Raw genomic sequence first — 22,078 nt, 5'->3', positions numbered from 1 at the left:
TCGCCCTGGCTCCAGGTCGGTCCGGTCCCGGAGAACCCCGCCGTCGTCGTCAGGCATCCGCCTCTGCCTGCGCCGACGGGTCGTTCGCCGACGGGCCCGGGCGCGCAGGAGACCGGCGCCGGGCGGCGGGACGGTGTTCCGCGGAGGCGTGCCTGTTCGTCGACCCTCCGCACCGGCAGCGTGGAGGACGGATGATCAGACGACTTCAGGTGGGGACGGTCGTGCTCGCGCTCGTCGCCGCGACGATCGGCGTGGCGGGGCCCGTGCGGGCCGCGGATACGTTGCTGTCCCAGGGAAAGCCGGTGACGGCGTCGTCGGCGGGCGGGTGCTGTCCGGCGCCCGGCGCCGTCGACGGCAGTTCGGCGACGCGCTGGGCCAGCGCGGCCGGGGTCGATCCGCAGTGGATCTACGTCGACCTCGGGGCGACCGCGCACGTCAGCCGGGTCCGGCTGCAGTGGGACGCCTCGTGCGCGGCGTCCTACGAGATCGACACCTCGGCCGACCACGTCACGTGGACGCGGATCTACTCGACCACCGCGGGAAAGGGCGGCGTCGAAGACCTGACTTCCCTCGACGGCACCGGCCGCTACGTGCGGATGTACGGCACCAAACGCTGCCGCACCGACGCGTCGAAGGGCTATTCGCTGCAGGAGATCGGCGTCTACGGCTCGACCGGGGACGTCGTCCCGCCTTCGCCGCCCGGCACGCCGACGCTCGTCAGCGTCACGCCCACCAGCGCGACGATCGAGTGGACCGCGGCCAGCGACGACAACGGCGTCGTGGGCTACGACGTCTACCGCGACGGCCAGCTCTGCGCCAGCACCACCGGCGCCCTGACGGCGACCTGCGGCAACCTCGGCCCCAACGGCAGTTACGGCTTCTACGTCAACGCGCGCGACGCGGCCGGGAACGTCTCGCAGGCCAGCGGGACGCTCGCGGTGAAGACGCCGCCGTCCGACGACCACACGCCGCCGTCCGTGCCCGGGAACGTGCACACCACCGCGGTCAACAGCACGTCGATCGGGCTGGCGTGGACCGCTTCGACGGACAATGTCGGTGTCGCCGGCTACCGGATCTACGACAGCGGCACGCAGATCGGCACGTCGGACACGGCGAGCACCACGCTCGGCGGGCTGACCGCGAACACGCCTTACCACCTGCAGGTGCGGGCCGTCGACGGGAACGGGAACCTGAGCGATCCCAGCACGCCGGTGCTGGACGTGACGACCACCGGGGGGTCGAGCTGCTCGCCGTCGCAGGGTGTCTGCGGTGCGACGCAGGTCGGGACCGACGACGACGTCGTCTGGGGCCTGGTCACCCTGCCCGACGGCACCATCCTCTACAACCAGCGCGACGCGCACGCGATCGTCCACCTGAACCCGAAGACCGGGGCGAAGAAGACGATCGGCACCGTGCCGAACGTCCAGAGCACCGACGGCGAAGGCGGCCTGACCGGGCTGGAGATCAACCCGGCGTCCTTCGCTTCGGACCACTGGCTCTACATCATGCACACGTCGCCCAGCGACAACCGGATCGTGCGGATCAAGTACGACGCGGCCGCCGACTCGCTGTCGACGGGCACCGAGCAGATCCTGCTGACGGGCATCGCGCGCAACAAGTTCCACAACGGCGGCCGGCTGCGGTTCAGCCCCGACGGCCGCTACCTGTTCGCCGGCACGGGCGACGCCCAGAACGGCGACAACGCGTCGAACACCAGCAGTCTCAACGGAAAGGTGCTGCGGATCAGCGCGGACGGCACGGTCCCGGCGGACAACCCGTTCCACAACGCGGTGTGGAGCTACGGGCACCGGAACGTCCAGGGCCTGGCGTTCGACTCGCAGGGCCGGCTGTGGGAGCAGGAGTTCGGCAACAGCATCATGGACGAGACGAACCTGATCGTGAAGGGCGGCAACTACGGCTGGCCTTCGTGCGAGGGGACGTCGGGGACGTGCGGCACGGCCGGGTTCATCGCGCCGAAGAAGACGTACCCGGTGGCGCAGGGCTCGTGCAGCGGCATCACGATCATCCACGACGCGCTGTACGTGGCGTGCGAGCGCGGCACGCGCCTTTACCGCGCGGTGATCAGCGGCAGCTCCCTGACGAACTTCCAGACGTTCTTCGACGGCACGTACGGCCGGCTCCGCACGGTGGAGCCCGCGCCGGACGGCAAGATGTGGCTGGCGACCAGTGTGGACGGTGACAAGGACAGCACGCCGCACAACAGCCACAACAAGATCCTGCTGGTGACGGTCGGATGACCGGAAGGCCGGCCGGGCCCCGCGGTCCGGCCGGCCTTAGCCGCCTAGCAGGCGCGAGAGCGCGTCTCGGGCTTTCGCGTCCTTCTCCGCCAACGCCGTCAGCTCCTGGGCCAGCGCCGCGAGCCAGTCGTCGATCGCGGCCGGTTTGCGGCTGATCACCACGCCCCGCACGACCTGGTGGATCTCCGCCGCCACGCCGCCGTGCTCGGCCGCGCTCAGCACCAGCACCCGGTCCGGGGTGGTGACCCGCACCGCGACCGCCTGGCCGTCGCGGCCCGCGACGCGGTCGGCGAACGAGCGCTGCCGCGTCACCTCGACCATGCCCCGCGGCAGGGCGCTGCCGAGGGTCTCCGACAGGACGCGGTGGTAGGACTCGACGTCCGCGCGGTCCAGCCGCAGGGCCGCCGCCACCAGGTGGAAGTCCAGCTCGCCCATCAGTCGGTGAGGGGCAGCACGAGCTGCGGCTTGGCGATGTGGTGGTCGGCGCGCAACGGCTTGACCGCCGTGCCGATCGCGAAGAACTCCGTGGTGTGGCCGCCCCAGCGGTGCGGCAGCGACAGCAGCTGCACGCCGACGATGCCTTCCGCCTCCAGCTGTTCCGCCTCGGCCTGCATGCGCGACATCGCGAGCTCGCGCGCGTCGTACAGCGCTTCCGTGTACTGCGGGATCTCGACGTTCTGGCCGATGTTGCCCATCATCTGCCGGAACCGCTGGTGCGCGATGTGGTAGACGCACGTGCCCATCACCATGCCCAGCGGGGCGTACCCGGCCTGGACCAGCGTCCAGAAGTCCTGTCCGGACAGGTCCGAGGTGAACGGCTTCCCCGTGTTGTTGCGCCATTCGCCGGGCTCGTCGGCCTTCACCGCGGTGCCGACGGCGATGAACTCGGCGAGGTCGCTGCCGAACTCCTTGAACTCGATTTCGAGCCGGACCGCGACGATGCCGTCGGCGCCGAGGACGTCGGCCTCCGCCTCCATCCGGGACATCGCCAGCTCACGCGCGTGGTACATCGCCTGCGAAAGCCGGTCCATCTCCTGGTTCTTGCTCCACCGTCCCATCTGGAACCCGACGTGGTAGATGCTCGAGCCGAGCACCAGCCCGAGCGGCCGGAACCCGGCTTCGCGCACGAGGAGGAACTCGTTGACGCTCAGGTCGGAGGTGAACAGGCTGGTCTTCTGACCAGGTCGCATCTCGGCGAGCCGGCGCATCGCATCCTCGGGGATGTGCTGCGCGGCGGGATCCGCGGTGGTCACGAAGCCTCCTCAGGAACGGTTCAACGGCAGGATCTTGAGCGCGTTCGCCGGCGCGGTGCGGCCGGCGTGGAACTGGGCGATCGCGGTGCCGGTCATGGTCGCGATGCCGGCCATCGCGACCTCCTGCACCGGCCACGTCCGCAGCGTCATGCCGGAGACGATGCCGCCGTCGGCGCCGCTGTCGCGGATCGCGCGGGCGAACTCCGCGCGGGCCGCGCCGCGGACCTCGTTGACGACCTTCGTGGGCGCGTCGACTTCGGTGTTCCCGGCCCAGACGTTGGTCTGGTACTGCATGTTGTAGTCGTACTGGGCGCGCCCGGCGACGCCGATCACGACGCGCACCGGCACCCAGCCCGCCTGCATCAGCTTGCCGACGTCCTGGCCCGGCAGGTCGGTGGTGAACAGCCGCCGCGGCCGCTGCTTCGTCTCCGCGCGGACGGCCGTGCCGAGGGCGGCGAACTCCTGCATGACGCCGTCGAGCGAGGTGACCTTGAACGTGATGCCGAGGACGCCGTCGGCGCCGAGCGCGGTGGCTTCCTGGCCGAGGCGGTCGAGCGCGGTCGCGTAGCCGTCGCGCAGCATCCCGGACATCAGCTTCACCTGGTCGGCGGGCCACGTGCTCGGCCCGGTCCAGCCGACCTGCTGCACGACGCAGCCCATGACCTCGCCGACGGGCGTGAAGCCCGCGACCTCGGCGCCGACCGCGCCGGGCACGCTGAGCAGGGACGTCTTCAGGCCGGACGCCGCGAAGCGATCGACGCGCGCCCGTGCGACGGGCGGCAGGCCACGACCGTCCCACTCGGGCACTGGCGGACCTCCTTCGACCGGTTCGCCTCCCATCGTGGCACGGATCCGCGCGGTCGTGCGGTGCACGCGGGCCGATCACCGGCGGATGTCCGGAAGGTCCGGTCGGCGGCGATCCAGGGGCAGCACCGTGCGGGACTCGGCCGGACCGCCCCCGGAACGGGCCACGGCCGTGCCGAAGACGCTCGCCACCGCCGCCACTCCCGTGCGGCCCAGCGCCCAGGCCCGCAGCGTGGTCGACGACACCAGGCCGCCGTCGGCTCCCGAGGCCGCCACGGCCGACAAGAACTCCGCCCGGGCCGCCGCGCGGACGCGGGTCACCAGTGCCGTCGGGGCCGCCGCCTCGGTGCCCGGGTGGTCGGTCATCGCGAGGTCGTACGCCTCGCCGCCGCCGATGCCGATCGCGACGGTCACCGGGACCCAGCCCGCCAGCAGGAGCTTGGCCACGTCCGGGCCCGGCAGCCCCGTCGTGAAGGGCCGGGCCGGGCGCGGGCCACGCCGGGCGCGGACGGCCGTGCCCAGGACGACGAACTCGCGGACCGTCGCGCTCACCCGCGTCACCGTGCAGGCGATCGCCAGCACGCCGTCCGCGCCGAGCGCCGACGCCTCCGCGCGCAGCCGGTCCAGCGCCGTCGCGTAGCCGTGGCGCATGCCCGAGGAGACGTCGGGGTCCTGCGAGACGACGCAGCCCATCACTTCGCCGATCGGCCGCAGGCCCACCGCCTCCGTGCCGACCGCGCCCGGCACCGACAGGAGGGACGTCCGCAGCCCGGATGCCGTGTAGCGGCGGGCGCGCGGGTGCACTAGCGCCAGCTGTCGTCGCCGAAGCCGAGCGTCACCGGGCCGCGGCGGGACGTCTCGGCGATGGTCTCGGCGGGCAGGACGTCGTCGAGGAACCCGTACTCCGGCAAGCGGTTGCGCGTGTGCCACTCGGCGATCTCGTGCCAGCCCGGGGCCGCCAGGGCGCCGCCGAAGTGCTGCACCGACAGGCTCGCCGTGAGGCCCGCGAACCGGAGCCGGTCCGCCAGGGGCCAGCCGGTCAGGGTCGCGGCGACGAACCCCGCGCCGAAGACGTCGCCCGCGCCCGTCGCGTCGAGGACGTTGACCGGCAGGGCCGGGATGTCCGCGGTCTCGCCGGTCGTGCCGTCGACCGCGAGGACGCCCGAGGCGCCGCGCGTGATCACGGCGACCGGGACCAGTTCGGCGAGCGCGGCCAGCGCCGCTTCGGGGCTGCCGGTGCGGGTGTAGGCCATCGCTTCGACGTCGTTCGGCAGGAACGCGTGGCAGCACGCGAGCTGGTCGAGCAGGGCCGGCGACCACGCCTCCGACGGGTCCCAGCCGACGTCGGCGAACACGAGGCTGCCCGCCTGGTGCGCGCTGTGGACCCACTCGGCGGTGTCGAGGCCGATGTGCGCGACCGTCGCGCGGCTGGGCGGCGGTGCGCCCGCCAGTTCGGCGACCGGGACGGGGGGCGGGTGGCCGTGCGTGACCATCGCGCGGTCGCCCGCGTAGGCCAGGGAAACCGTGACGGGCGAGTGCCACTCGGGGAACCGCCGTGAGCGGGACAGGTCGATGTGCTCCTGCCGCGAAAGCACGTCCCAGCAGTACCGCCCGTAGACGTCGGTGCCGAACGCGGCCGCCAGCGACGTCCGCAGGCCGAGCCGGCTCAGGGCCACCGCGAAGTTCGCGATCCCGCCGGGGCCGGAGCCCATGCCGCCCGTCCACACCTCCGTGCCCGGCGCCGGCGGTTGCTCGAGCCCGGTAAAGACCAGGTCGAAGAACAGCAGGCCGGAGAGGAAGACATCGATGTCGGGCTCGTCCGCCACGGGCGCCTCCAGGGGTCACGGATGCGCACGAGCGTGCTTCAGATGCGCAGAATCCGCAAGACCCGCGCAAACTCGCTCGGAAAATGAGCGAGTTTGACTGCTATCGTCCCCGCATGCTGCCCCAGCGCCGCCACGAGCTGATCCTGCGGGCCCTGCGCGCGGAGGGTCCGGCGCCGGTCGGTGTGCTGGCCGAGCGGCTCGGCGTCAGCCCGGCCACCGTGCGCCGCGACCTGGTGCAGCTCGATCGCGAAGGCCGGCTGACCCGCGTCTACGGCGGGGCGATGGCGGCCGACGACGAGCCGTTCGCCCGCGTGGCGGCCGAGCGGGCCGACGAGAAGGACGCCGTCGCCCGCCGCGCGGCGAGCCTGGTCTGCGACGGTGACACCGTGCTGCTCGACATCGGCACCACCGCGCACCGGCTCGCGCGCCACCTGCGCGACCGCGCGCTGACCGTGATCACGAGCAGCCTCGCCGTCTACGAAGAGCTGAAGGACGCCGACGACGTCCAGCTCGTGCTCCTCGGCGGCGTGGTCCGGCGCAGTTATCACTCGATGGTGGGATTCCTGACGGAGGACGCGTTGCGCCAAGTCCACGCCGACACGGTCTTCCTCGGCGCCAGCGGCGTCCGAGGCGACGGGCACGTGATGGACTCGACGGTCGTCGAGGTGCCGGTCAAGCGCGCGATGGTCGCCGCGGGGGACCGCGTGGTGCTGCTCGCCGACGCCGGGAAGTTCCCCGGCACCGGCCTGGCGCGGGTCTGCGGGCCGGACGCGCTCGACGTCGTCGTCACCACGACCGGGGCCGACGAGCCGACCTGCGCCGCCCTGGACGAAGCCGGGGTCGAGGTGCTGCGATGAGGCTCGCGATCCTGGGCGGCGGCGGCTTCCGCGTGCCGCTGGTGCACGGCGCGCTGCTGGCGGACGGCGGCGTCACCGAGCTGGTGCTGCACGACGTCGACGCCGGGCGGCTCGGCGCGACGGAACGCGTTCTCGCCGAGCAGGCCGCCGGGGTGCGCGCCGCGCCGCGGGTGCGCACCACCACCGACCTCGGCGACGCACTGTCCGATGTGGACTTCGTGTTCTCCGCCATCCGCGTCGGCGGCCTGCGCGGGCGGCGGCTCGACGAGCAGATCGCGCACGCGGAAGGCGTGCTGGGCCAGGAAACCGTCGGCGCGGGCGGGATCGCCTACGGGCTGCGGACGGTCCCGGTCGCCGTCGAGCTCGCGCGCACGATCGCCGAGCGGGCGCCGGAAGCGTGGGTCATCAACTTCACCAACCCGGCCGGGATGGTCACCGAAGCGATGGCCGCGCACCTCGGCGGCCGGGTGCTCGGCATCTGTGACTCGCCGGTGGGGCTGTGCCGTCGCGTCGCGCGCGCCCTCGGCGTCGATCCGGCGACGGCGTGGTTCGACTACGCGGGCCTGAACCACCTCGGCTGGCTTCGCGCAGTTCGCGTCGGTGGCGACGACGTGCTGCCGAGGCTGCTCGCCGACACTGACGCGCTGGAGTCCTTCGAGGAGGGCAAGCTCTTCGGCGCGGACTGGCTGCGCGCTCTCGGCGCCTTGCCGAACGAGTATCTGCACTATTACTACTTCGCGCGCGAAGCGATGAGCCCGCACTCTCGCGGCGCTCAGCTTCTGGAGCAGCAACGTGACTTCTACGCGGCGCCTTCGCTCGCTTCGTGGGAGCGCACGCGGCTAGAGCGCGAAGCGACGTACATGGCCGAGACGCGCGAAGGGGAGCGTGACGACCTCGAAGGCGGCGGCTACGAGAAGGTCGCGCTTAGGCTGATGCGCGCGATCGCACACGGCGAACGCACGACATTGATCCTCAACGTCCGCAACGGCTCCGCGCTCCCGGGCGTCCCCGCCGACGCCGTCGTCGAGGTGCCGTGCGACGTCGACGCGAACGGCGCCCGCGCGCTGGCCACCGGGCCGCTGCCCGAGCACGCGCTGGGGCTGGTTACGGCGGTCAAGGCCGTCGAGCGGGCGGTGATCGAAGCCGCGACGACGGGGTCGCGCGACGCCGCGTTGCGGGCGTTCGCGCTGCATCCGCTGGTCGACTCGGTGTCCGTCGCGCGGCGGCTGCTCGACGCCTACGTCGCGGCGCACCCGGAACTCGCCTACCTGGCCAGCTCGCGCAGCAACGGCGCCAAGCGCTGAGCCAGGTCGGCCTCGACCCGCTCGGCCTCGCCGATCAGCAGGTCCGTGACGGCGTGGAACGCCCGGCCGAGATCGCCCAGACCGCCGACGAGCGTGGCTTCGAACGGTTCCAGCACGGCGGCGGGCAGCAGGTCCAGGCCGCGCCCCTCGCCCGCCGGGACGGCGTGCCGCAGGCACGCCAACGCGAGGGCGTACTCGCGGACCCGGCCGATCATGTACTCGGCCTGCCAGCCGCGGCCGCGTTCGATGCTCGACCGGGCGTGCAGGGCGTGCAGCCAGGCCAGGTCGATCAGGCGCCGCGCGTCCGGCGGCGGGGCCGGCGGGCGGTCCTGGGCCGTGCCGAACAGCAGCCGGAACTTCGGCGTCGTCGCGCCGAAGTCCGCCTCCGGCCAGAACGCCAGGTCGACCTGGAGCGTGTTCGCCAGCAGGAACACGCGGAACACGGTCCGCTCGAACACGACGTCCATGTGGTGCACCGCGCCGTGCTCGCGGTACATCAGCGCGGTGAAGTCCGCGAGCACCGGCCCGGGATCGCCGGTGACGGCGAAGGCCAGGTCGATGTCCGACCACGCGTCTTCGGCGTCGAGCGCGGCCGAGCCGGTGAGCGCGGCGCCGGTGACGCGCTCGTCCGACCGGGCCGCCTCGACCAGGGCTTCGCGGAGCTGGTTTCGATCCCCCGGGGTGAACATGATCCCCAGGCTAGACGGCCGCCATCGCGGAGAACTCCGCTTCCGCGTCGGTGCGTTCGCTGTGCAGCGACCACGCCCGGTCGGCGATGTCGTCCGGGTCGAGGGTGCCGACCTCGAAGCCGAGGTCCTGGCGGCTGAAGTCCCGGTGGATGTCGCCGCGCTCGATGAGGCCGCCGATGGTGAGGATGCCCGCGTAGACGCCCGTTTCGCGCAGGGCCGCGTGGAGCGTCAGGACGTACATGCGCAGGGCCGCGGAGGCCGGGGCGAGGCTCCCGAGCATCGGCATCGGGTGCTTTCCGCTCAGGCCGCCGGCGAACAGCAGCGAGCCCGAACCGCGCTCGCGCATCCGCGGCAGCAGGGCTTCGACGAGCCGGGCCGCCGGGAGCACGGCGGCTTCGAACCCCCTGAGCACGTCGGTGGCGCCGGCCTCGGTGAGCGGCTTGAGGTCCACCGCGACGGCCGGCCCGAAGTAGACGGTGTCGATTTCGCCCGCGTCGGCGGAGATGCGGTCGAGGACCGTTCGGAGCTGGGCTTCGTCGGTCAGATCGGCGGTGTAAGTGTGCGTGGTGACGTCCGGCAGCGCTTCGCGGTACTGCGCGTGCCGGGTGTCGGTGCGCGAAACCAGCGCGACGGTGAAGCCTTCGCGGCCGAAGCGCCGGGCGATCGACAGGCCGAGCCCGGGCCCGACACCCAGGACGGCGATCACTTTCGACAAGGGTTCCTCCTCGGAATAACTTGAGACTGCTCTCAAGTTAGCCAGAAGATGAGGATGCCGTCAACTTGGTGCGCGAATGTCGTCATGGGTTCGGACCAGTGGCCTACCAGGCTGCTCCAAGCGGGTAGAACATGTTTCAGTTCTGAGGGTGGGCAGACACGATGTGCGCCATGGATGCCGAGCTGACCCGCCGCCAGATCCTGCGCGGCACCGCGGCGGGCGTGGGCCTCGCCATGACGACCGGGCTCGCCCACGCGGCGACCCCGGCGGAGTACGACGTCGTCGTGGTCGGCGCGGGCGCGGCCGGGATGACCGCGGCGCTTACCGCCGCCAAGCGGGGGTTGAGCGTCGTCGTGCTCGAGAAGGCGCCGACGTTCGGCGGCTCCGCGGCCCGCTCCGGTGCCGGGATCTGGATCCCGAACAACCCCGTGCTGCTCGCTGCCGGTGTCCCGGACACAGCGGCGAAAGCCGCGCAGTACCTCGCCGCCGTCGTCGGCTCCGACGTCCCGATCGAGCGGCAGAACGCGTTCCTGCGCAGTGGTCCGGAGATGATCGCGTTCGTGCTGGCGAACAGCCCGCTGCGGTTCCGCTGGATGGAGGGCTACAGCGACTACTACCCGGAGCTCCCGGGCGGCCTGCCGAACGGCCGCTCGATCGAGCCGGACCAGTTCGACGGCAATCTCCTCGGCGCCGAACTCGCGAACCTGAACCCGCCGTACCTCGCCGTCCCGGCCGGGATGGTCGTGTTCAGCGCCGACTACAAGTGGCTGAACCTGGCCGCGGTCAACGCGAAGGGTGCGGCGGTCGCGGCCGCCTGTCTCGAGCGGGGGACGGCCGCCGCGCTCGCCGGGCAGAAGCCGTTGACCATGGGCCAGTCGCTCGCCGCCGGCCTGCGGGCGGGCCTGCTGCAGGCGAACGTGCCGGTGCTGCTGAACACGCCGCTGCTCGACCTGAACGTCGAAAACGGCGCGGTGACCGGGGTTTTGACGCCGCAGGGGCTCGTCCGGGCCCGGCGGGGCGTGATCGTCGGCTCCGGCGGGTTCGAGCACAACGCCGCGATGCGGGCGCAGTACCAGCGGCAGCCGATCGGCACGGCGTGGACGGTCGGCGCGAAGGAGAACACCGGCGACGGCCACCGCGCCGGGCAGCGGGCCGGCGCCGCGCTCGACCTGATGGACGACGCGTGGTGGGGACCGGCCATCCCGATCCCCGGCGACCCGTACTTCTGCCTGGCCGAGCGGACCCTGCCCGGCGGTCTGATCGTCAACCAGGCGGGCAAGCGGTTCGTCAACGAAGCCGCGCCCTACAGCGACGTCGTGCACGTGATGTACGACAAGAACCCGGCCGAGCCGGACATCCCCGCGTGGCTCGTCGTCGACCAGAACTACCGGAACAAGTACCTCTTCCGCGACACCCTGCCGCTGCTGCCGCTGCCGGACGCCTGGTACTCGGCCGGGGCGGTCTTCAAGGCGTCGAGCATCACGGCGCTGGGCTCGGCGATCGGCGTGCCGCCCGCCGCCCTGAAGTCCACTGTGGACCGGTTCAACGGCTTCGCGTGGTCCGGGGTGGACGGCGACTTCCGGCGCGGCGTCAGCGCGTACGACCACTACTACACCGACCCGCTGGTGCTGCCGAACTCCTGTCTCGCGCCGCTGTGGGCGCCGCCGTTCTACGCGTTCAAGATCGTGCCGGGCGACCTCGGCACCAAAGGCGGCATGCGCACGGACGCCCGGGCGCGCGTGCTGCGCCCGGACGGGTCCGTGATCCCCGGTCTCTACGCGGCCGGCAACGCGAGCGCGGCCGTGATGGGCCACAGCTACGCCGGCGCCGGCTCGACCATCGGCCCGGCGATGACGTTCGGCTTCATCGCCGGGAACGACGTCTAGAACTCCTTGCGCACCAACGGAAGGACTTCGGTGCCGAGCAGCTCGATGGCGCGCATGACGTCGGCCTGCGGCACGCCGGACCAGTCCATCTGCATCGCGTAGCGGTCGGCGCCGGTGAGCTTGCCGACCTCGATGATCCGGTCGGCGATCTCCTGCGGGCTGCCGACGAACAGGGCCTGCGCGCCGTGGGTGTACTGGTCGTACTCGGCCCGGGTCGGGACCGCCCAGCCGCGGGCTTTCGCGCCGTACTTCATCGTTTCGAGCCAGTACGGGTAGAACTTCTCCTTGGCGTCCTGGGACTTTTCGGCGACGAAGCCGATCGCGCCCATGGTGACGTGCAGGTCGTGCTGGTCGCCGGCTTCACCGGCTTGGCGGTAGAGGTCGACGAGCGGGGCGAAGCGTTCCGGCCGGCCGCCGATCACGGCGTACACCACCGGCAGGCCGAGCAGCCCGGCGCGGATCGACGACTCCGGGTTGCCGCCGGTGCCGACCGAGATGCGCAGGTGCTCGCCGTAGGGCCGGGGCAGGATCCGCGCGTTCTCCAGCGGCGGCCGGAACCTGCCCGACCACGTCAGCGGATCCTGGCGGTCGATGTGCAGGAGCAGGGCGAGCTTCTCTTCGAACAGCTCGTCGTAGTCGCCGAGGTCGTTGCCGAACAGCGGGAACGACTCGGTGAACGACCCGCGGCCGGCGAGCAGCTCGGCGCGGCCGTGGCTGAGCTGGTCGAGCGTCGTGAACTGCTGGTAGAGGCGGACCGGGTCCTCGGTGCTCAGCACGGTGACCGCGGAGCTGAGCGTGATCTGGTCCGTGACGGCCGCCGCGGCGGCGAGCACGGTGCCCGGGTTGGAGATGGCGTACTGGTCGAGGTGGTGCTCGCCGAGGCCGTAGAAGGACAGGCCCAGCTCGTCGGCGAGCTTGATCCGCTCGAGGGTGTTGGCCAGCGTCTGCGCCACGGACAGCTGCTCACCGGTGCGCGGGTCCGGCGTGCGGTCGCCGAAGCTGTAGATGCCGAGTTTCATAGAGCGTTCAACTATCGGGTGGGCCGTTTCGTTCCCGCCGCTCAGGGCCGCGCCCACCAGGTGATCCGCCGGGCCGTCCGGACCGGGGCCTCCCGCGGCGGGAAGTGCCCGACGTCCTCGAAGACCACCCGCTCGTACTTCCCGGTGAAGAGGTGGTTCTTCGCTTCGCTGCTCGACGGCGGGTGACCGGCGTCCCGCGCGCCGTGCAGCACCAGCGTCGGGACGCGGACCTCGGGTGCGTCCCCTTCGCCGCCCGCGCCGTGGAGCGCGGCGGAGACCGCCGGCCAGTCGTCGTTGTCCCACGCCGCCGCGGCCCGGTCGAACGCGTCGCCGGCGAACTCCCAGCCCGGGGACCAGGTCGTCCACAGGTGCCGCGCGTACGCCCGCCGGTCGCCGTCCAGGGCGCCGTGGTCCAGCGGCGTGACGGGACCGGCCGAGCCGTGGCCCGCCGACATCGCGACCAGGCGCGAGACGCGCTCGGGGAACCGCGCGCCGAGGGCGTACCCGGCCCGCGCGCCCCAGTCGTGGCCCACCACGACGACGTCGGCGAGGTCGAGCGCGTCGAGGAAGTCCCGCAGGTCCGCGCCGAGCGCGTCCCAGCCGCCGTCGCGCGGCTTGCCCGGGTCGCGGAACGTCGTCGGGCCGAAGCCGCGCAGGTACGGGCGGAACACCCGGAAACCGGCCTCGGCCAGGGCGGGGACGACGTCGTCCCAGCAGTGCGGGTCGTCCGGCCAGCCGTGGACCGCGACCAGGGGCCGCCCGTTCGGCGGCCCGTCGACCTCGTAGCCGATGTCCAGGTCCGGGGTGCGCGCGAATTCCGTCATGATCCGCTACTACCCGAGACGGCGCGGCGGGACACGTGCGTCAGCCGAAGCGCGCTTGGACGGCCTCGAGGTTCTTCTCGGAAAGCCGCAGGGCGGCGTCGCGCAGGCTGAGGCCGTCCAGGGTGGCCCGCTCGAACATCCCGGTGACGAGGTCGCGCATCCGGGTGCGCACCTTGCCGAAGGCTTCGTCGGCGTCCGCTCCGACGTCGCCGAAAAGCGTCCACCACCACCAGGAGTTGGTCGCCGAATTGGCCACGAAGTCCGGCACCACGCGGATGCCGCGCGCGTCGAGCAGCGCTTCGGCGTCCGCGGTGACGGGCATGTTCGCCGCCTCGACGATGAGCTTCGCGCCGATCTTGGCCTGGTTGTCGCCGTCGACGCAGTACGAGATGGCCGCCGGCACGAGGACCTCGGCCGGGACTTCGAGCCAGGCCTCGGGCGGCAGCAGCTCGTCACCGGGCCCGAGGTGGTCGCGGTCGATGCCGCCGAAGCGGTCGCGGTACCGCAGCAGGTTCTCGACGTCGAGGCCGGCCGGGTTGACGACGACCCCGCGCACGTCCGAGACCCCGACGACCCGGAGGCCGGCCTCGGCGAGGAACCGCGCGGTGGCGCCGCCCATCGAGCCGAACCCCTGGACGACGACGCGGTTCGGGCCGCGCAACCCCAGCATCTCGAGCCCGGTCAGCGTGGCCTGGGCGACGCCGAGCCCGCCGACCAGCTCGTCGAGCCCCAGCCCGCCGACCTCGATGCCGAAGGCCGCCGCCAGCCGGTCGGTCGCCGCCTCGCGGTCTTCGAGCAGCGGGTAGACCGCCTGGACCGAGCTGAGCAGGCCGATCTCCGCGATCACGCCGTCGATGACGTCCTGGCGCAGGCCCAGGTCCTCGCCCATGGTCCAGTAACGCTCGATCAGCGGCCGCATGGCGTGCAGGTAGCGGGCGACGACGTCGCGGGCGCGCTCGTCGTACGGGTCGAAGTCGATGCCGCCCTTGGCGCCGCCGAGCGGGACGTACCGGCCGTCGGGGTCGTAGTTGAGGCCCTCCTTGAGCGTCATGCCCCTGGCCAGGCCCCGGACCTCGAACAGCGTGCAGCCGCGCCGCATCCGCAGGCCGCCGCTGGCCACGCCGCGCACCAGCCGGTCGATCACCAGGTAGCCGCGGCACCCGGTGACGGGGTCGGTCCACGCCACCTCGAGCAGGGCCGCGTCCGTCATCGCCCCTCCGTGGTCAGCGCCAGCTCGGTCTCGCCGAGCTCGTGCGCCAGCGCCTGGTCGACCCACCGGGCGCAGTCGCCGGCGGTGACGGTGCCCTCCCGCGCGACGAACTGCACGGCGAGCCCGTCGAGCAGGGCGGTCAGCCGCCACGCCGCGCCCCGCGGGTCCGGGCACCGGAACTCGCCGGCCGCGACGCCTTCGGTGATGAGCGAGACGACGGCGTCACGCCACCGCAGGTCCAGCCGTTGAACGACGTTCCGCAGCTCGGGGTCCCGCATCGCGGCGGCCCCGGCCTCGATCCACAGGTGCCAGCCCGCGGTGGGCTCGGTCGGACCGTAGAGGGCCAGCACGGCACGCAGCCGTTCACCGGCCGGGCCGGCGCGGTTCAGCTCCTCGCGCAGGACGGCGAGGTTGCGCTCGGCGGCCTGCCGGAAGGCCTCGACGATGAGCGTTTCGAGGGTGCCGAAGTGGTAGAAGACCAGGGCGGTGCTGACGCCGAGGTCCTTGGCGACGTCCGCGGCCCGCACGCCGGCGATGCCCCGGAGCCGCACCTGTTCCAGCGCGGCGAGCACGATCTCCTCCCGCCGGACCGCCACCGCCTTGCGCCTCATGCGGTCACCGTACCGAGCGGGCGGTCCGGACGGGAGGAGACGAACGTCGGTCAGCAGCGGAGCTCGGTGACGAGCGCCCGCAGCCACGGACCGGCGATCGCGGGCTCGGCCCCGATCGTCCGCACGAGCCGCTCGCGCACGCCGGCCGACCGCCCGGCGTCGACGAGCGCGAACGCCTCGGACAACGCCCGCCGCGTCGCCTCGCCGTGGTCGGGCGTCCGCACGGTTTCGTCGGACCACCGCTGCCGCGGGAACGACGGCGTCAGCTTCGGCTGGTGGTTGCCGAAGTAGCACCAGACGTCCCGCGCGAGCGACACGTTGCGGACGGCCGCCGCGGGCAGCTCCCGCGTCCAGGCGACGTCCTCCTGCCACCGCCAGGCGTCCGGCCGGGTCGGCTGCCGGAGGGTGACGCCGAGGAACCGCAGCTTGCGCCGGATCACCTGCCAGGGCTCGCGGTCTTCGTCGATCCAGTCCCGAAGCCGGTAGTACAGCTCGGTGAAGGTGTCGCCTTCGTAGACGAGGTCGACGAACACGGTCGGCCGCGTACCCCGCGCGAGCGAGTAGGGCGTGATCCCGGCGGCGGCCAGGTTTTCCCGCAGCAGCAGGACATCCCGCCGCCCGAACGCGTGCCGCGGTTTGAGGGAAACGGGCAGCTGACGCACCCGGTCACGCCACGACGTGCGTTCCAGGGCGCCGCCGAGGAGATCGTGCATGCTGTCGAGCGACCGGCCGACGAAGTGGAGCTCGCCGTCTCCGCAGCGGGCCAGCACCTTGGCGGTGCAGGTGGTCAGGTCGTCCAGGAACCAGAGGTGCGGTTTTTCGGTGTCGTCGAGGAGCGTCCCGACCTGGTCGGGACGCACCAGGTCCCACCGGAAGGGTCGGTTCGTCATGGGAGCCAGGGTAAGGACGGGAGTTGTTGGGGGCAAAGGGTTTTCGGGCCGGGTCCTTTGTGGCCGGGGGCGGGTCGCCGAGGAGGAACAGTCGAGGGCCACGCCGGGGAACCGCGGGGTTCCCCGGCGTGGCAAGGGAACGAGACTCAAGCCGTCCACTTCGGGTCGCGGCCCAGGTACCGGAGGAGCTGCGCGGCCGCGCCGTCGTCCGACGCGGGCTCCAAAGCCGGGGCGTACGCGAAGCCTCGGAGAGGCTCGGCCAGCTGCTTTGCCACCGGCAGCAACGCCGCCGCCATGCTCGGGGTCAGCGGGGACTCCTGGCCCGTCGCCACCGCGATGTCCCACGCGTGGACCGCCGCGTCCAACGCCGCCGCGCCTACCGCCACCGCTGCCGGGAGGGCTCCCTGGGGCAGGGGCGTCGGGACCGCCGTCGCGTCCGGGAGAACCGTGGCGAACGCTGCCGCCGATGCCGTCAGCTTCGGCTCCAGGAACGAGGGTGCGTCCTTCAGCGAGCCCGACGGGGAGAACGGGTCGAAGTCCGGGCCCGGCCCGCCCGTGATGAACGCCGCGTAGCCCTGCTGGTCGCCGGCTGCGTGCTGGAGGACCTGCGTCACGTTCCACTGCGCGCACGGGGTCGGGGCGGACCAGTCCGTGACGCCCGCGGCCGCCGCGCGCAGGGTGTCGTGCGCTGCCGACAGCAGGGGCCAGCGGTTCAGGCTCGCGAAGAACCCGCGGATGTCCGCGACCAGGACCTCCGGGGCTTCGTGCGCCGCGTAGTGGCCTGCCGCGTCCCGGGGACCGCCGGCTTCCGCGCCGGTGTCGTACGCGTTCCAGCTGACGATGTTCGCGTGGTCTCGCTCGGCGAAGCGGCGGATCGACCGGAAGTCGCCCGCGAACATCGCCAGGGCTGTCGGGACCGTTGTCGGGCTCTCCCGGCGCGGCTCGCGGTGCGCGTCCTCGTAGTAGAACCGGATCGACGAGCCGCCCGTGCCGGTCAGCCAGTACAGCGCCACGTTCGCGAGGACGAACTCCGGGTCGAGGTGCTCGCCGAACAGCTGGGCGTTCCACGCCAGCAGCCCCAGCGGCGAGTCCGCGAGGGCGAACGCCAGCGTGTGCGGCTGCTGGCTGTGCAACTGGTTGAAGGAGAACATGTTCTCGTAGAACCACTGCAGGTGGGCGAGCGCGGCCTGGTCGGCCTCGCTCAGGTCCGCCATCTCCGCCGGGTCGCCGGACGGGAACGAGAACAGCTGCGTGACGTGCACGCCGACCACCTTCTCCGGCGCCAGCCTGCCGATCTCCGGCGAGATCATCGAGCCCGCGTCGTTGCCCACCGCGCCGTACGACTCGTAGCCGAGCCGGCTCATCAGCTCCGCCCACGCGGCCGCGGTGCGGTGCGTGCCCCAGCCCGCCGCCCGCGCCGGGCCCGAGAACCCGAAGCCCGGCAGCGACGGGATCACTAGGTGGAACGCCGGCGCGTCGGCCGATTGCGGCTCGGTCAGCGGGCCGATGACGTCCAGGTATTCGACGACCGAGCCCGGCCAGCCGTGCGTCAGGACCAGCGGTGTCGCGTCCGCGCGGGACGACCGGACGTGCAGGAAGTGGATCGTCTCGCCGTCGATCTCCGTGACGAACTGCGGGTGCGCGTTGAGCCGCGCCTCGACCGCCCGCCAGTCGAACTTCTCCAGCCAGTACTCCGCCAGCGCGCGGACCCGCTCGTTCGTGACGCCGTACTCGGCGGGCAGGTCGTCCGGCCACAGCGCGCGGCGCAGCCGGGCCTGCAGGTCGTCCAGGGCGGACTGGGGGATCTCGGCGCGAAAGGGGCGGACGGCGGGGACGGTCATGGCGGGCTCCTCGAACTCCGGAACGGAATGCTTCGTTCCGAACAATAGCAGAGCGGAACGATCCGTTCCAGTGCTAATCTCGGCGCATGCCCGAGACCGCCCTGCCCGGCCGCCGCGGCCAGGCCGCCCGCAACGACGTCGTCATCCTCGATGCCGCCCGCCAGGTCTTCCTGGTGGACCCGAAGGCGCCCGTGTCCCACGTCGCCGAACGCGCGGGCGTCGGCATCAGCGCGCTCTACCGGCGGTACCCGAGCAAGGAGTTCCTGCTCTGCCGGCTCTGCCACGACGGCCTGCGCACCTACATCGCCGAAGCCGAGGCCGCCGCCGGCGAACCGGACGGCTGGGCCGCGCTCACCGGCTTCCTCGCCCGGGTGGTCGACGCCGACGTGCACTCGCTGACCGTGCACCTCGCCGGCACGTTCACGCCGACGGCCGAGATGGGCGATGACGCGCGGCGCGCGGGTGAGCTGACGGCGCGCCTGGTCGAGCGGGCGCACGAGTCCGGGCGCCTGCGCGAGGACGTCGTGACCGAGGACATCGGGATGCTCCTCGAGTGCTGCGCGGCGATCCGCGTCGGCGACGCGGACCGCACGGCCGAGTTGCGGCGGCGCTACCTGGCCATGCTCGTCGAGGGTCTGGCGGCCGGAAAAGGGGCCGAACTGCCGGGGCCGCCGCCGCGTCCGGGTGAGATGAACGGACGCTGGCGTCCCTCCTGACGGTCGTCTCGCGACGCGTCCGGTTGGCGGTAACGAATTCCGGGAGTGCGACGACTGATCAACGTCGGCTGTCCACGAAGACCACGCAGTATCCGTCAGAGCGGCATTCCCCGGACCGAAACGGCGAGATCACGACCATGCAACGAAGATGGCGACGCACCACGATTCTGACCTCGGTGGCCGCGATGGCCACGGCGTTCCTCGCGATGGCACCCGCCGCGCAGGCCGAGACGCCGCCCAGTTCCGTCGAAGTCAGTCCCACCACCGTGCTTCCGGGACAGACGTTCACCGTCACGGAAACCCTGTACAACGGGCTCGATTTCGCGGTGACCGGCGCCAAGGCGGCGATCTCCGCGCGGCCGGTCGCGCTCACCGACGTCGCCGACCTCGTGTCGTGCGCCAACACGACCGCCGACTGCTACGTCTACGACGGCAGCTACCGAGCGCCGGTCGGCGACCTCGAGCCGGGCGGCACCCGGACGGTCACGTTCACCTTGCGTGCCAAGGAAACCGCCACCCCGGGTGACTTCATCCTGCGCCACCAGTTCGTCGGCGACAACTACGCCTTCACGAGCACCGACGGCCCGACGATCACGATCGGCCAGCCGACGACGCTCGCCGACGTCAAGGTCGCGCTGGCGGCGACCGGCCGCGGCGGGCTGAACGCGCGCTTCGACTACACGGTCACCGTGACGAACTCCGGGCCGTCGACGGCGACCGGGATCCGGGTCGTGGCAACGTATCCGTCCGGCCTGTCGTTCGCGAGCGGGACCGGGTGCACCCGCGTCGGCGCCACCCGGACGCTGAACTGCGACGTCGCTTCGCTGGCCAGCGGGGCTTCGGCGACGGCGAAGTTCTCAGTCAACGGCGGCCTGCTCGCGATCGGTTCGTACACCGCGACCGCGCAGCGCACGGCCAGCTCGCCGCAGGATCCCAACGGCGCCAACGACAGCGCGTCCAAGACGTGCTCTGCGTTCACCGGGCTCATCGTGACCTGCTGAGGGTTCGCGAGAGGTGAACCGGGCTCGTGTCCTCCGCCAGGGACGCGGGCCCGGTTCGCGTTTTCAGCCCGTGGCCGACGCGTAGAGCTTCGCGATGTCGTCGTCGAAGTAGGCACTGTAGGAGACGTCCGGGGTGTCGCCGCCGAGCTCGTAGCCGCCGATGACCCCGACGACCGCGCCGTCCGCGACCCACGGGCCGCCGCTGGTGCCGTCCGGGAAACCGGGGCACGCGACGCGGAGCTGGTAGGTGTCGAACCGGGTGGTGGTCCCCGTGCAGACCACGGGGGAATCGGTCGTGTCGGGGTAGCCCGTCAGGGTGATCGTGTGGTCGAAACCGCGGTCGACGCCCAGCACATTCGCGCCGGTGAGGCTTTCCAGCGACGCCGGATTGCCGGCCTGCTGAACGGTCAGGAACGCGAAATCCAGATCCGGATCGGCCGAGGACGTCCAGCCGTCCGCGACCGCGACGCCGGTGACCGTCCACATTCCCAGCGGGGCGACGCCGTCGTGGTACCCGGGTGCGAACACCATTCCGTCTTTGACGCAGTGCGCGGCGGTCAGCACCAGGTCGCCGGTGCCGGAATGGACGACGCTCGCCGTGCAGAAATGGCTGCCGTCGGCGAACAGCGCACCGACCGGGGACACCGTTTTCGCGACCACGGGCGCGGGTGCCGTGGTGGGAGCAGGCGTGGTCGTGGGGGCCGGTGTTCCCTCGGCGTAGGCGTCGTCGGCGGTCGTGCCTGTGCCGGCGAGCAGGCCGGCGCCGAGCACCAGCACGGTCGCCACGCCCGCGAGCGCGGACCTCAGGAACTTGATCGCCACCGATCCAGATCACCACAGCGCGGCCGGGTTGGCAGCCTGTGGCGGCGGATCCACAGCGACTTCACAGCGGCTGCCAGACGGCGCGGACGTCGCTAGCCTCGGGGCATGTCGAGTTCCGTCAGGTCGCCCGACGGCACGGTCGTCGGCTTCGAGACGCTGGGTGCCGGTCCGCCGATGGTCCTGGTCCACGGCACCGGCGCGGACCACACGCGCTGGTCGGTGGTTCGCGAGCGGCTCGCCGCGCGGTACCGCCTGCACCTCGTCGACCGCCGCGGGCGGGGGCTCAGCCGCGACGAGGCCGCGGAGTACGGCATCCGGCGCGAAGCCGAAGACATCGCGGCGGTGGCGGAGGCCGCCGGGGGTGACGTCTACCTGCTCGCGCACTCCTACGGCGCGCTGTGCTCGCTGGAGGCCGTCCGGATCACCGGCGCGGTTTCGCGGCTCGTGGCCTACGAGCCGCCGAGGCCGAAGCCGGGGGAGCACGTCGTCGGGCCGGACGCGCGTGAGCGCATGCGTGCGGCCGGCGACCCGGAGGAGGTCCTGGAGATCTTCCTCCGGGAGGCGCTCCGGCTCCCCGCGGCGGACGTCGAGGCGATGCGCGGTACGCCGGTCTGGCTCGCCCGGGTCGCCGCCGCGCACACGATCCCGCGGGAGCTCGAGGTCGTCGAGGCGGTCGAATTCGGCGACGACCTGGGCGCGATCAAGATCCCGGTCCGCCTGTTCGCGGGCACCGAAAGCCCCGCCTACCTGCGGCTGGCCGCCGAAGCCGTGGCGGAGCGCATCCCCGGCGCCGACGTCGTCCCGCTGCACGGCCAGGCGCACCAGGCCATGGACTTCGACCCGGACCAGTTCGTCCGGGCGGTCTTCGCGTTCGGGTGACGCTCAGGAGTCCTTGGGCAGCAGCGTGGTCGTCGCGTCGGGCGAAGCGATCGCCTTCGGACGGCGGTCGCGGAACAGCCAGCCGCCGATGATGCCGCCGGCGAAGCCGAACAGGTGACCTTGCCAGCTGACGCCCTCCTGGGTCGGCAGCAGCGACGTGAAGGTGTAGGCGAAGCACAACGCCATCACCAGCCCGATCACGATGTCGATCGGGTGCCGGTCGAACAGCCCGCGCACGATGACGTAGCCGAAGTAGCCGAAGACCAGGCCGCTGGCCCCGACCGTGACGGCCGAGGTGGGCGAGATGAACCAGATGCCGAGCCCGCTCGCGACGACGATCAGCAGGCTGACGCCGAGCCACTTCTTCACGCCGCGGTAGGCGGCGAGGAACCCGAAGACGAACAGGGGGCCCGAGTTGGCTTCGATGTGGTCCCAGCCGTAGTGCAGCAGCGGCGCGGTGAAGATCTCCGGCAGGGACGCCGGGTCGCGCGTTTCGATGCCGAACTCGCGGCTGAGGTCGTAGCCACCGATCGCGTTGACGATCTGGATCGCCCACAGCAGCGCCAAGAGGCCGACCATCACCCAGAAGGCCTTTTTGGCCTCGGCGATCATCATCTCGGCTTCGCTGCGGGCCGGGCCCTCACCGATCGTGCTCATCCTGCCCCCTGCTCGC

General features: G+C 72.3%; 22 protein-coding genes. 7 read left to right on the top strand and 15 right to left on the bottom strand.

Going from position 1 to position 22,078, the window contains the following annotated elements; all coding sequences use genetic code 11:
- Positions 1–191: 191 nt before the first annotated feature.
- Positions 192–2,258 (top strand): PQQ-dependent sugar dehydrogenase, encoded by a 2,067-nt coding sequence (locus tag ACYVLJ_RS30515; RefSeq protein ID WP_460441264.1) that lies wholly within the window; start codon positions 192–194, stop codon positions 2,256–2,258.
- Positions 2,259–2,294: 36 nt separating this feature from the next.
- On the opposite strand, the gene ACYVLJ_RS30510 is transcribed toward ACYVLJ_RS30515, so the two are convergent.
- From ACYVLJ_RS30510 to ACYVLJ_RS30490, 5 genes are all read right to left on the bottom strand, one after another.
- On the bottom strand, positions 2,295–2,693 hold the full coding sequence (locus ACYVLJ_RS30510) for a hypothetical protein (RefSeq protein ID WP_460441263.1): 399 nt from the start codon (positions 2,691–2,693) through the stop codon (positions 2,295–2,297).
- Complete coding sequence (locus ACYVLJ_RS30505; RefSeq protein WP_451981898.1) at positions 2,693–3,511, bottom strand: heavy metal-binding domain-containing protein; 819 nt, start codon at positions 3,509–3,511, stop codon at positions 2,693–2,695. The genes ACYVLJ_RS30510 and ACYVLJ_RS30505 overlap by 1 nt, the downstream gene beginning before the upstream one ends.
- 9 nt (positions 3,512–3,520) lie before the next feature.
- Positions 3,521–4,318 (bottom strand): heavy metal-binding domain-containing protein, encoded by a 798-nt coding sequence (locus ACYVLJ_RS30500; RefSeq protein WP_451981896.1) that lies wholly within the window; start codon positions 4,316–4,318, stop codon positions 3,521–3,523.
- Positions 4,319–4,393: 75 nt separating this feature from the next.
- Complete coding sequence (locus ACYVLJ_RS30495; RefSeq protein WP_460441262.1) at positions 4,394–5,119, bottom strand: heavy metal-binding domain-containing protein; 726 nt, start codon at positions 5,117–5,119, stop codon at positions 4,394–4,396.
- Entirely contained in the window at positions 5,119–6,141 is a 1,023-nt protein-coding gene (locus ACYVLJ_RS30490; RefSeq protein ID WP_451981890.1) for a carbohydrate kinase family protein, read from the bottom strand. The genes ACYVLJ_RS30495 and ACYVLJ_RS30490 overlap by 1 nt, the downstream gene beginning before the upstream one ends.
- Before the next feature lie 113 nt (positions 6,142–6,254).
- Here ACYVLJ_RS30490 and ACYVLJ_RS30485 point away from each other — a divergent pair, with 113 nt between their 5' ends.
- Positions 6,255–6,998, top strand: coding sequence for a DeoR/GlpR family DNA-binding transcription regulator (locus tag ACYVLJ_RS30485; RefSeq protein WP_460441261.1), 744 nt, complete (start codon positions 6,255–6,257; stop codon positions 6,996–6,998).
- Complete coding sequence (locus ACYVLJ_RS30480; protein WP_460441260.1) at positions 6,995–8,302, top strand: 6-phospho-beta-glucosidase; 1,308 nt, start codon at positions 6,995–6,997, stop codon at positions 8,300–8,302. Before ACYVLJ_RS30485 ends, ACYVLJ_RS30480 begins: the two co-directional genes overlap by 4 nt.
- Here the strand turns inward: ACYVLJ_RS30480 and ACYVLJ_RS30475 are convergent.
- Positions 8,263–8,991, bottom strand: a complete 729-nt coding sequence (locus tag ACYVLJ_RS30475; protein ID WP_460441259.1) for a nucleotidyltransferase domain-containing protein — start codon at positions 8,989–8,991, stop codon at positions 8,263–8,265. The genes ACYVLJ_RS30480 and ACYVLJ_RS30475 overlap by 40 nt on opposite strands.
- A 10-nt stretch (positions 8,992–9,001) precedes the next feature.
- Positions 9,002–9,697, bottom strand: a complete 696-nt coding sequence (locus tag ACYVLJ_RS30470; RefSeq protein ID WP_460441459.1) for an SDR family NAD(P)-dependent oxidoreductase — start codon at positions 9,695–9,697, stop codon at positions 9,002–9,004.
- Between the two features lie 179 nt (positions 9,698–9,876).
- Here ACYVLJ_RS30470 and kstD point away from each other — a divergent pair, with 179 nt between their 5' ends.
- The gene (kstD, locus tag ACYVLJ_RS30465) at positions 9,877–11,592 is read left to right on the top strand and encodes a 3-oxosteroid 1-dehydrogenase (protein ID WP_460441258.1); all 1,716 of its coding nucleotides are present in this window, start codon (positions 9,877–9,879) and stop codon (positions 11,590–11,592) included.
- Here the strand turns inward: kstD and ACYVLJ_RS30460 are convergent.
- The 6 genes from ACYVLJ_RS30460 to ACYVLJ_RS30435 form a co-directional block, all read right to left on the bottom strand.
- Positions 11,589–12,611 (bottom strand): LLM class flavin-dependent oxidoreductase, encoded by a 1,023-nt coding sequence (locus tag ACYVLJ_RS30460; protein WP_451981875.1) that lies wholly within the window; start codon positions 12,609–12,611, stop codon positions 11,589–11,591. The two genes, kstD and ACYVLJ_RS30460, sit on opposite strands and share 4 nt — an antisense overlap.
- A 41-nt stretch (positions 12,612–12,652) precedes the next feature.
- The gene (locus ACYVLJ_RS30455; protein ID WP_460441257.1) at positions 12,653–13,435 is read right to left on the bottom strand and encodes an alpha/beta fold hydrolase; all 783 of its coding nucleotides are present in this window, start codon (positions 13,433–13,435) and stop codon (positions 12,653–12,655) included.
- 40 nt (positions 13,436–13,475) lie between these two features.
- Positions 13,476–14,645, bottom strand: a complete 1,170-nt coding sequence (locus tag ACYVLJ_RS30450; RefSeq protein ID WP_460441256.1) for a Glu/Leu/Phe/Val dehydrogenase dimerization domain-containing protein — start codon at positions 14,643–14,645, stop codon at positions 13,476–13,478.
- Positions 14,642–15,256 carry a TetR/AcrR family transcriptional regulator gene (locus tag ACYVLJ_RS30445; RefSeq protein WP_460441255.1) on the bottom strand — a complete coding sequence of 205 codons (615 nt, stop codon included), beginning with the start codon at positions 15,254–15,256 and terminating at the stop codon, positions 14,642–14,644. Before ACYVLJ_RS30445 ends, ACYVLJ_RS30450 begins: the two co-directional genes overlap by 4 nt.
- Before the next feature lie 50 nt (positions 15,257–15,306).
- Entirely contained in the window at positions 15,307–16,146 is an 840-nt protein-coding gene (locus ACYVLJ_RS30440) for a hypothetical protein (protein WP_451981863.1), read from the bottom strand.
- A 146-nt stretch (positions 16,147–16,292) separates the two neighbouring features.
- The gene (locus ACYVLJ_RS30435; protein WP_460441254.1) at positions 16,293–17,987 is read right to left on the bottom strand and encodes a TIGR03086 family metal-binding protein; all 1,695 of its coding nucleotides are present in this window, start codon (positions 17,985–17,987) and stop codon (positions 16,293–16,295) included.
- An 86-nt stretch (positions 17,988–18,073) separates the two neighbouring features.
- Here ACYVLJ_RS30435 and ACYVLJ_RS30430 point away from each other — a divergent pair, with 86 nt between their 5' ends.
- Both ACYVLJ_RS30430 and ACYVLJ_RS30425 read left to right on the top strand, forming a co-directional pair.
- Entirely contained in the window at positions 18,074–18,703 is a 630-nt protein-coding gene (locus ACYVLJ_RS30430; protein WP_451981857.1) for a TetR/AcrR family transcriptional regulator, read from the top strand.
- A gap of 176 nt (positions 18,704–18,879) precedes the next feature.
- Complete coding sequence (locus tag ACYVLJ_RS30425; RefSeq protein ID WP_460441253.1) at positions 18,880–19,704, top strand: hypothetical protein; 825 nt, start codon at positions 18,880–18,882, stop codon at positions 19,702–19,704.
- Between the two features lie 63 nt (positions 19,705–19,767).
- Here ACYVLJ_RS30425 and ACYVLJ_RS30420 read toward each other — a convergent pair whose 3' ends face one another.
- Positions 19,768–20,526, bottom strand: coding sequence for a trypsin-like serine peptidase (locus ACYVLJ_RS30420; RefSeq protein WP_451981851.1), 759 nt, complete (start codon positions 20,524–20,526; stop codon positions 19,768–19,770).
- A gap of 105 nt (positions 20,527–20,631) precedes the next feature.
- Here ACYVLJ_RS30420 and ACYVLJ_RS30415 point away from each other — a divergent pair, with 105 nt between their 5' ends.
- Complete coding sequence (locus ACYVLJ_RS30415; protein WP_460441252.1) at positions 20,632–21,405, top strand: alpha/beta fold hydrolase; 774 nt, start codon at positions 20,632–20,634, stop codon at positions 21,403–21,405.
- A gap of 3 nt (positions 21,406–21,408) precedes the next feature.
- Here the strand turns inward: ACYVLJ_RS30415 and ACYVLJ_RS30410 are convergent, their stop codons facing one another.
- On the bottom strand, positions 21,409–22,062 hold the full coding sequence (locus ACYVLJ_RS30410; protein ID WP_460441251.1) for a rhomboid family intramembrane serine protease: 654 nt from the start codon (positions 22,060–22,062) through the stop codon (positions 21,409–21,411).
- Between the last annotated feature and the right edge of the window lie 16 nt (positions 22,063–22,078).

It is taken from the genome of Amycolatopsis stemonae, from assembly GCF_054781455.1.
This window is presented reverse-complemented; position numbering and strand designations above follow the sequence as displayed.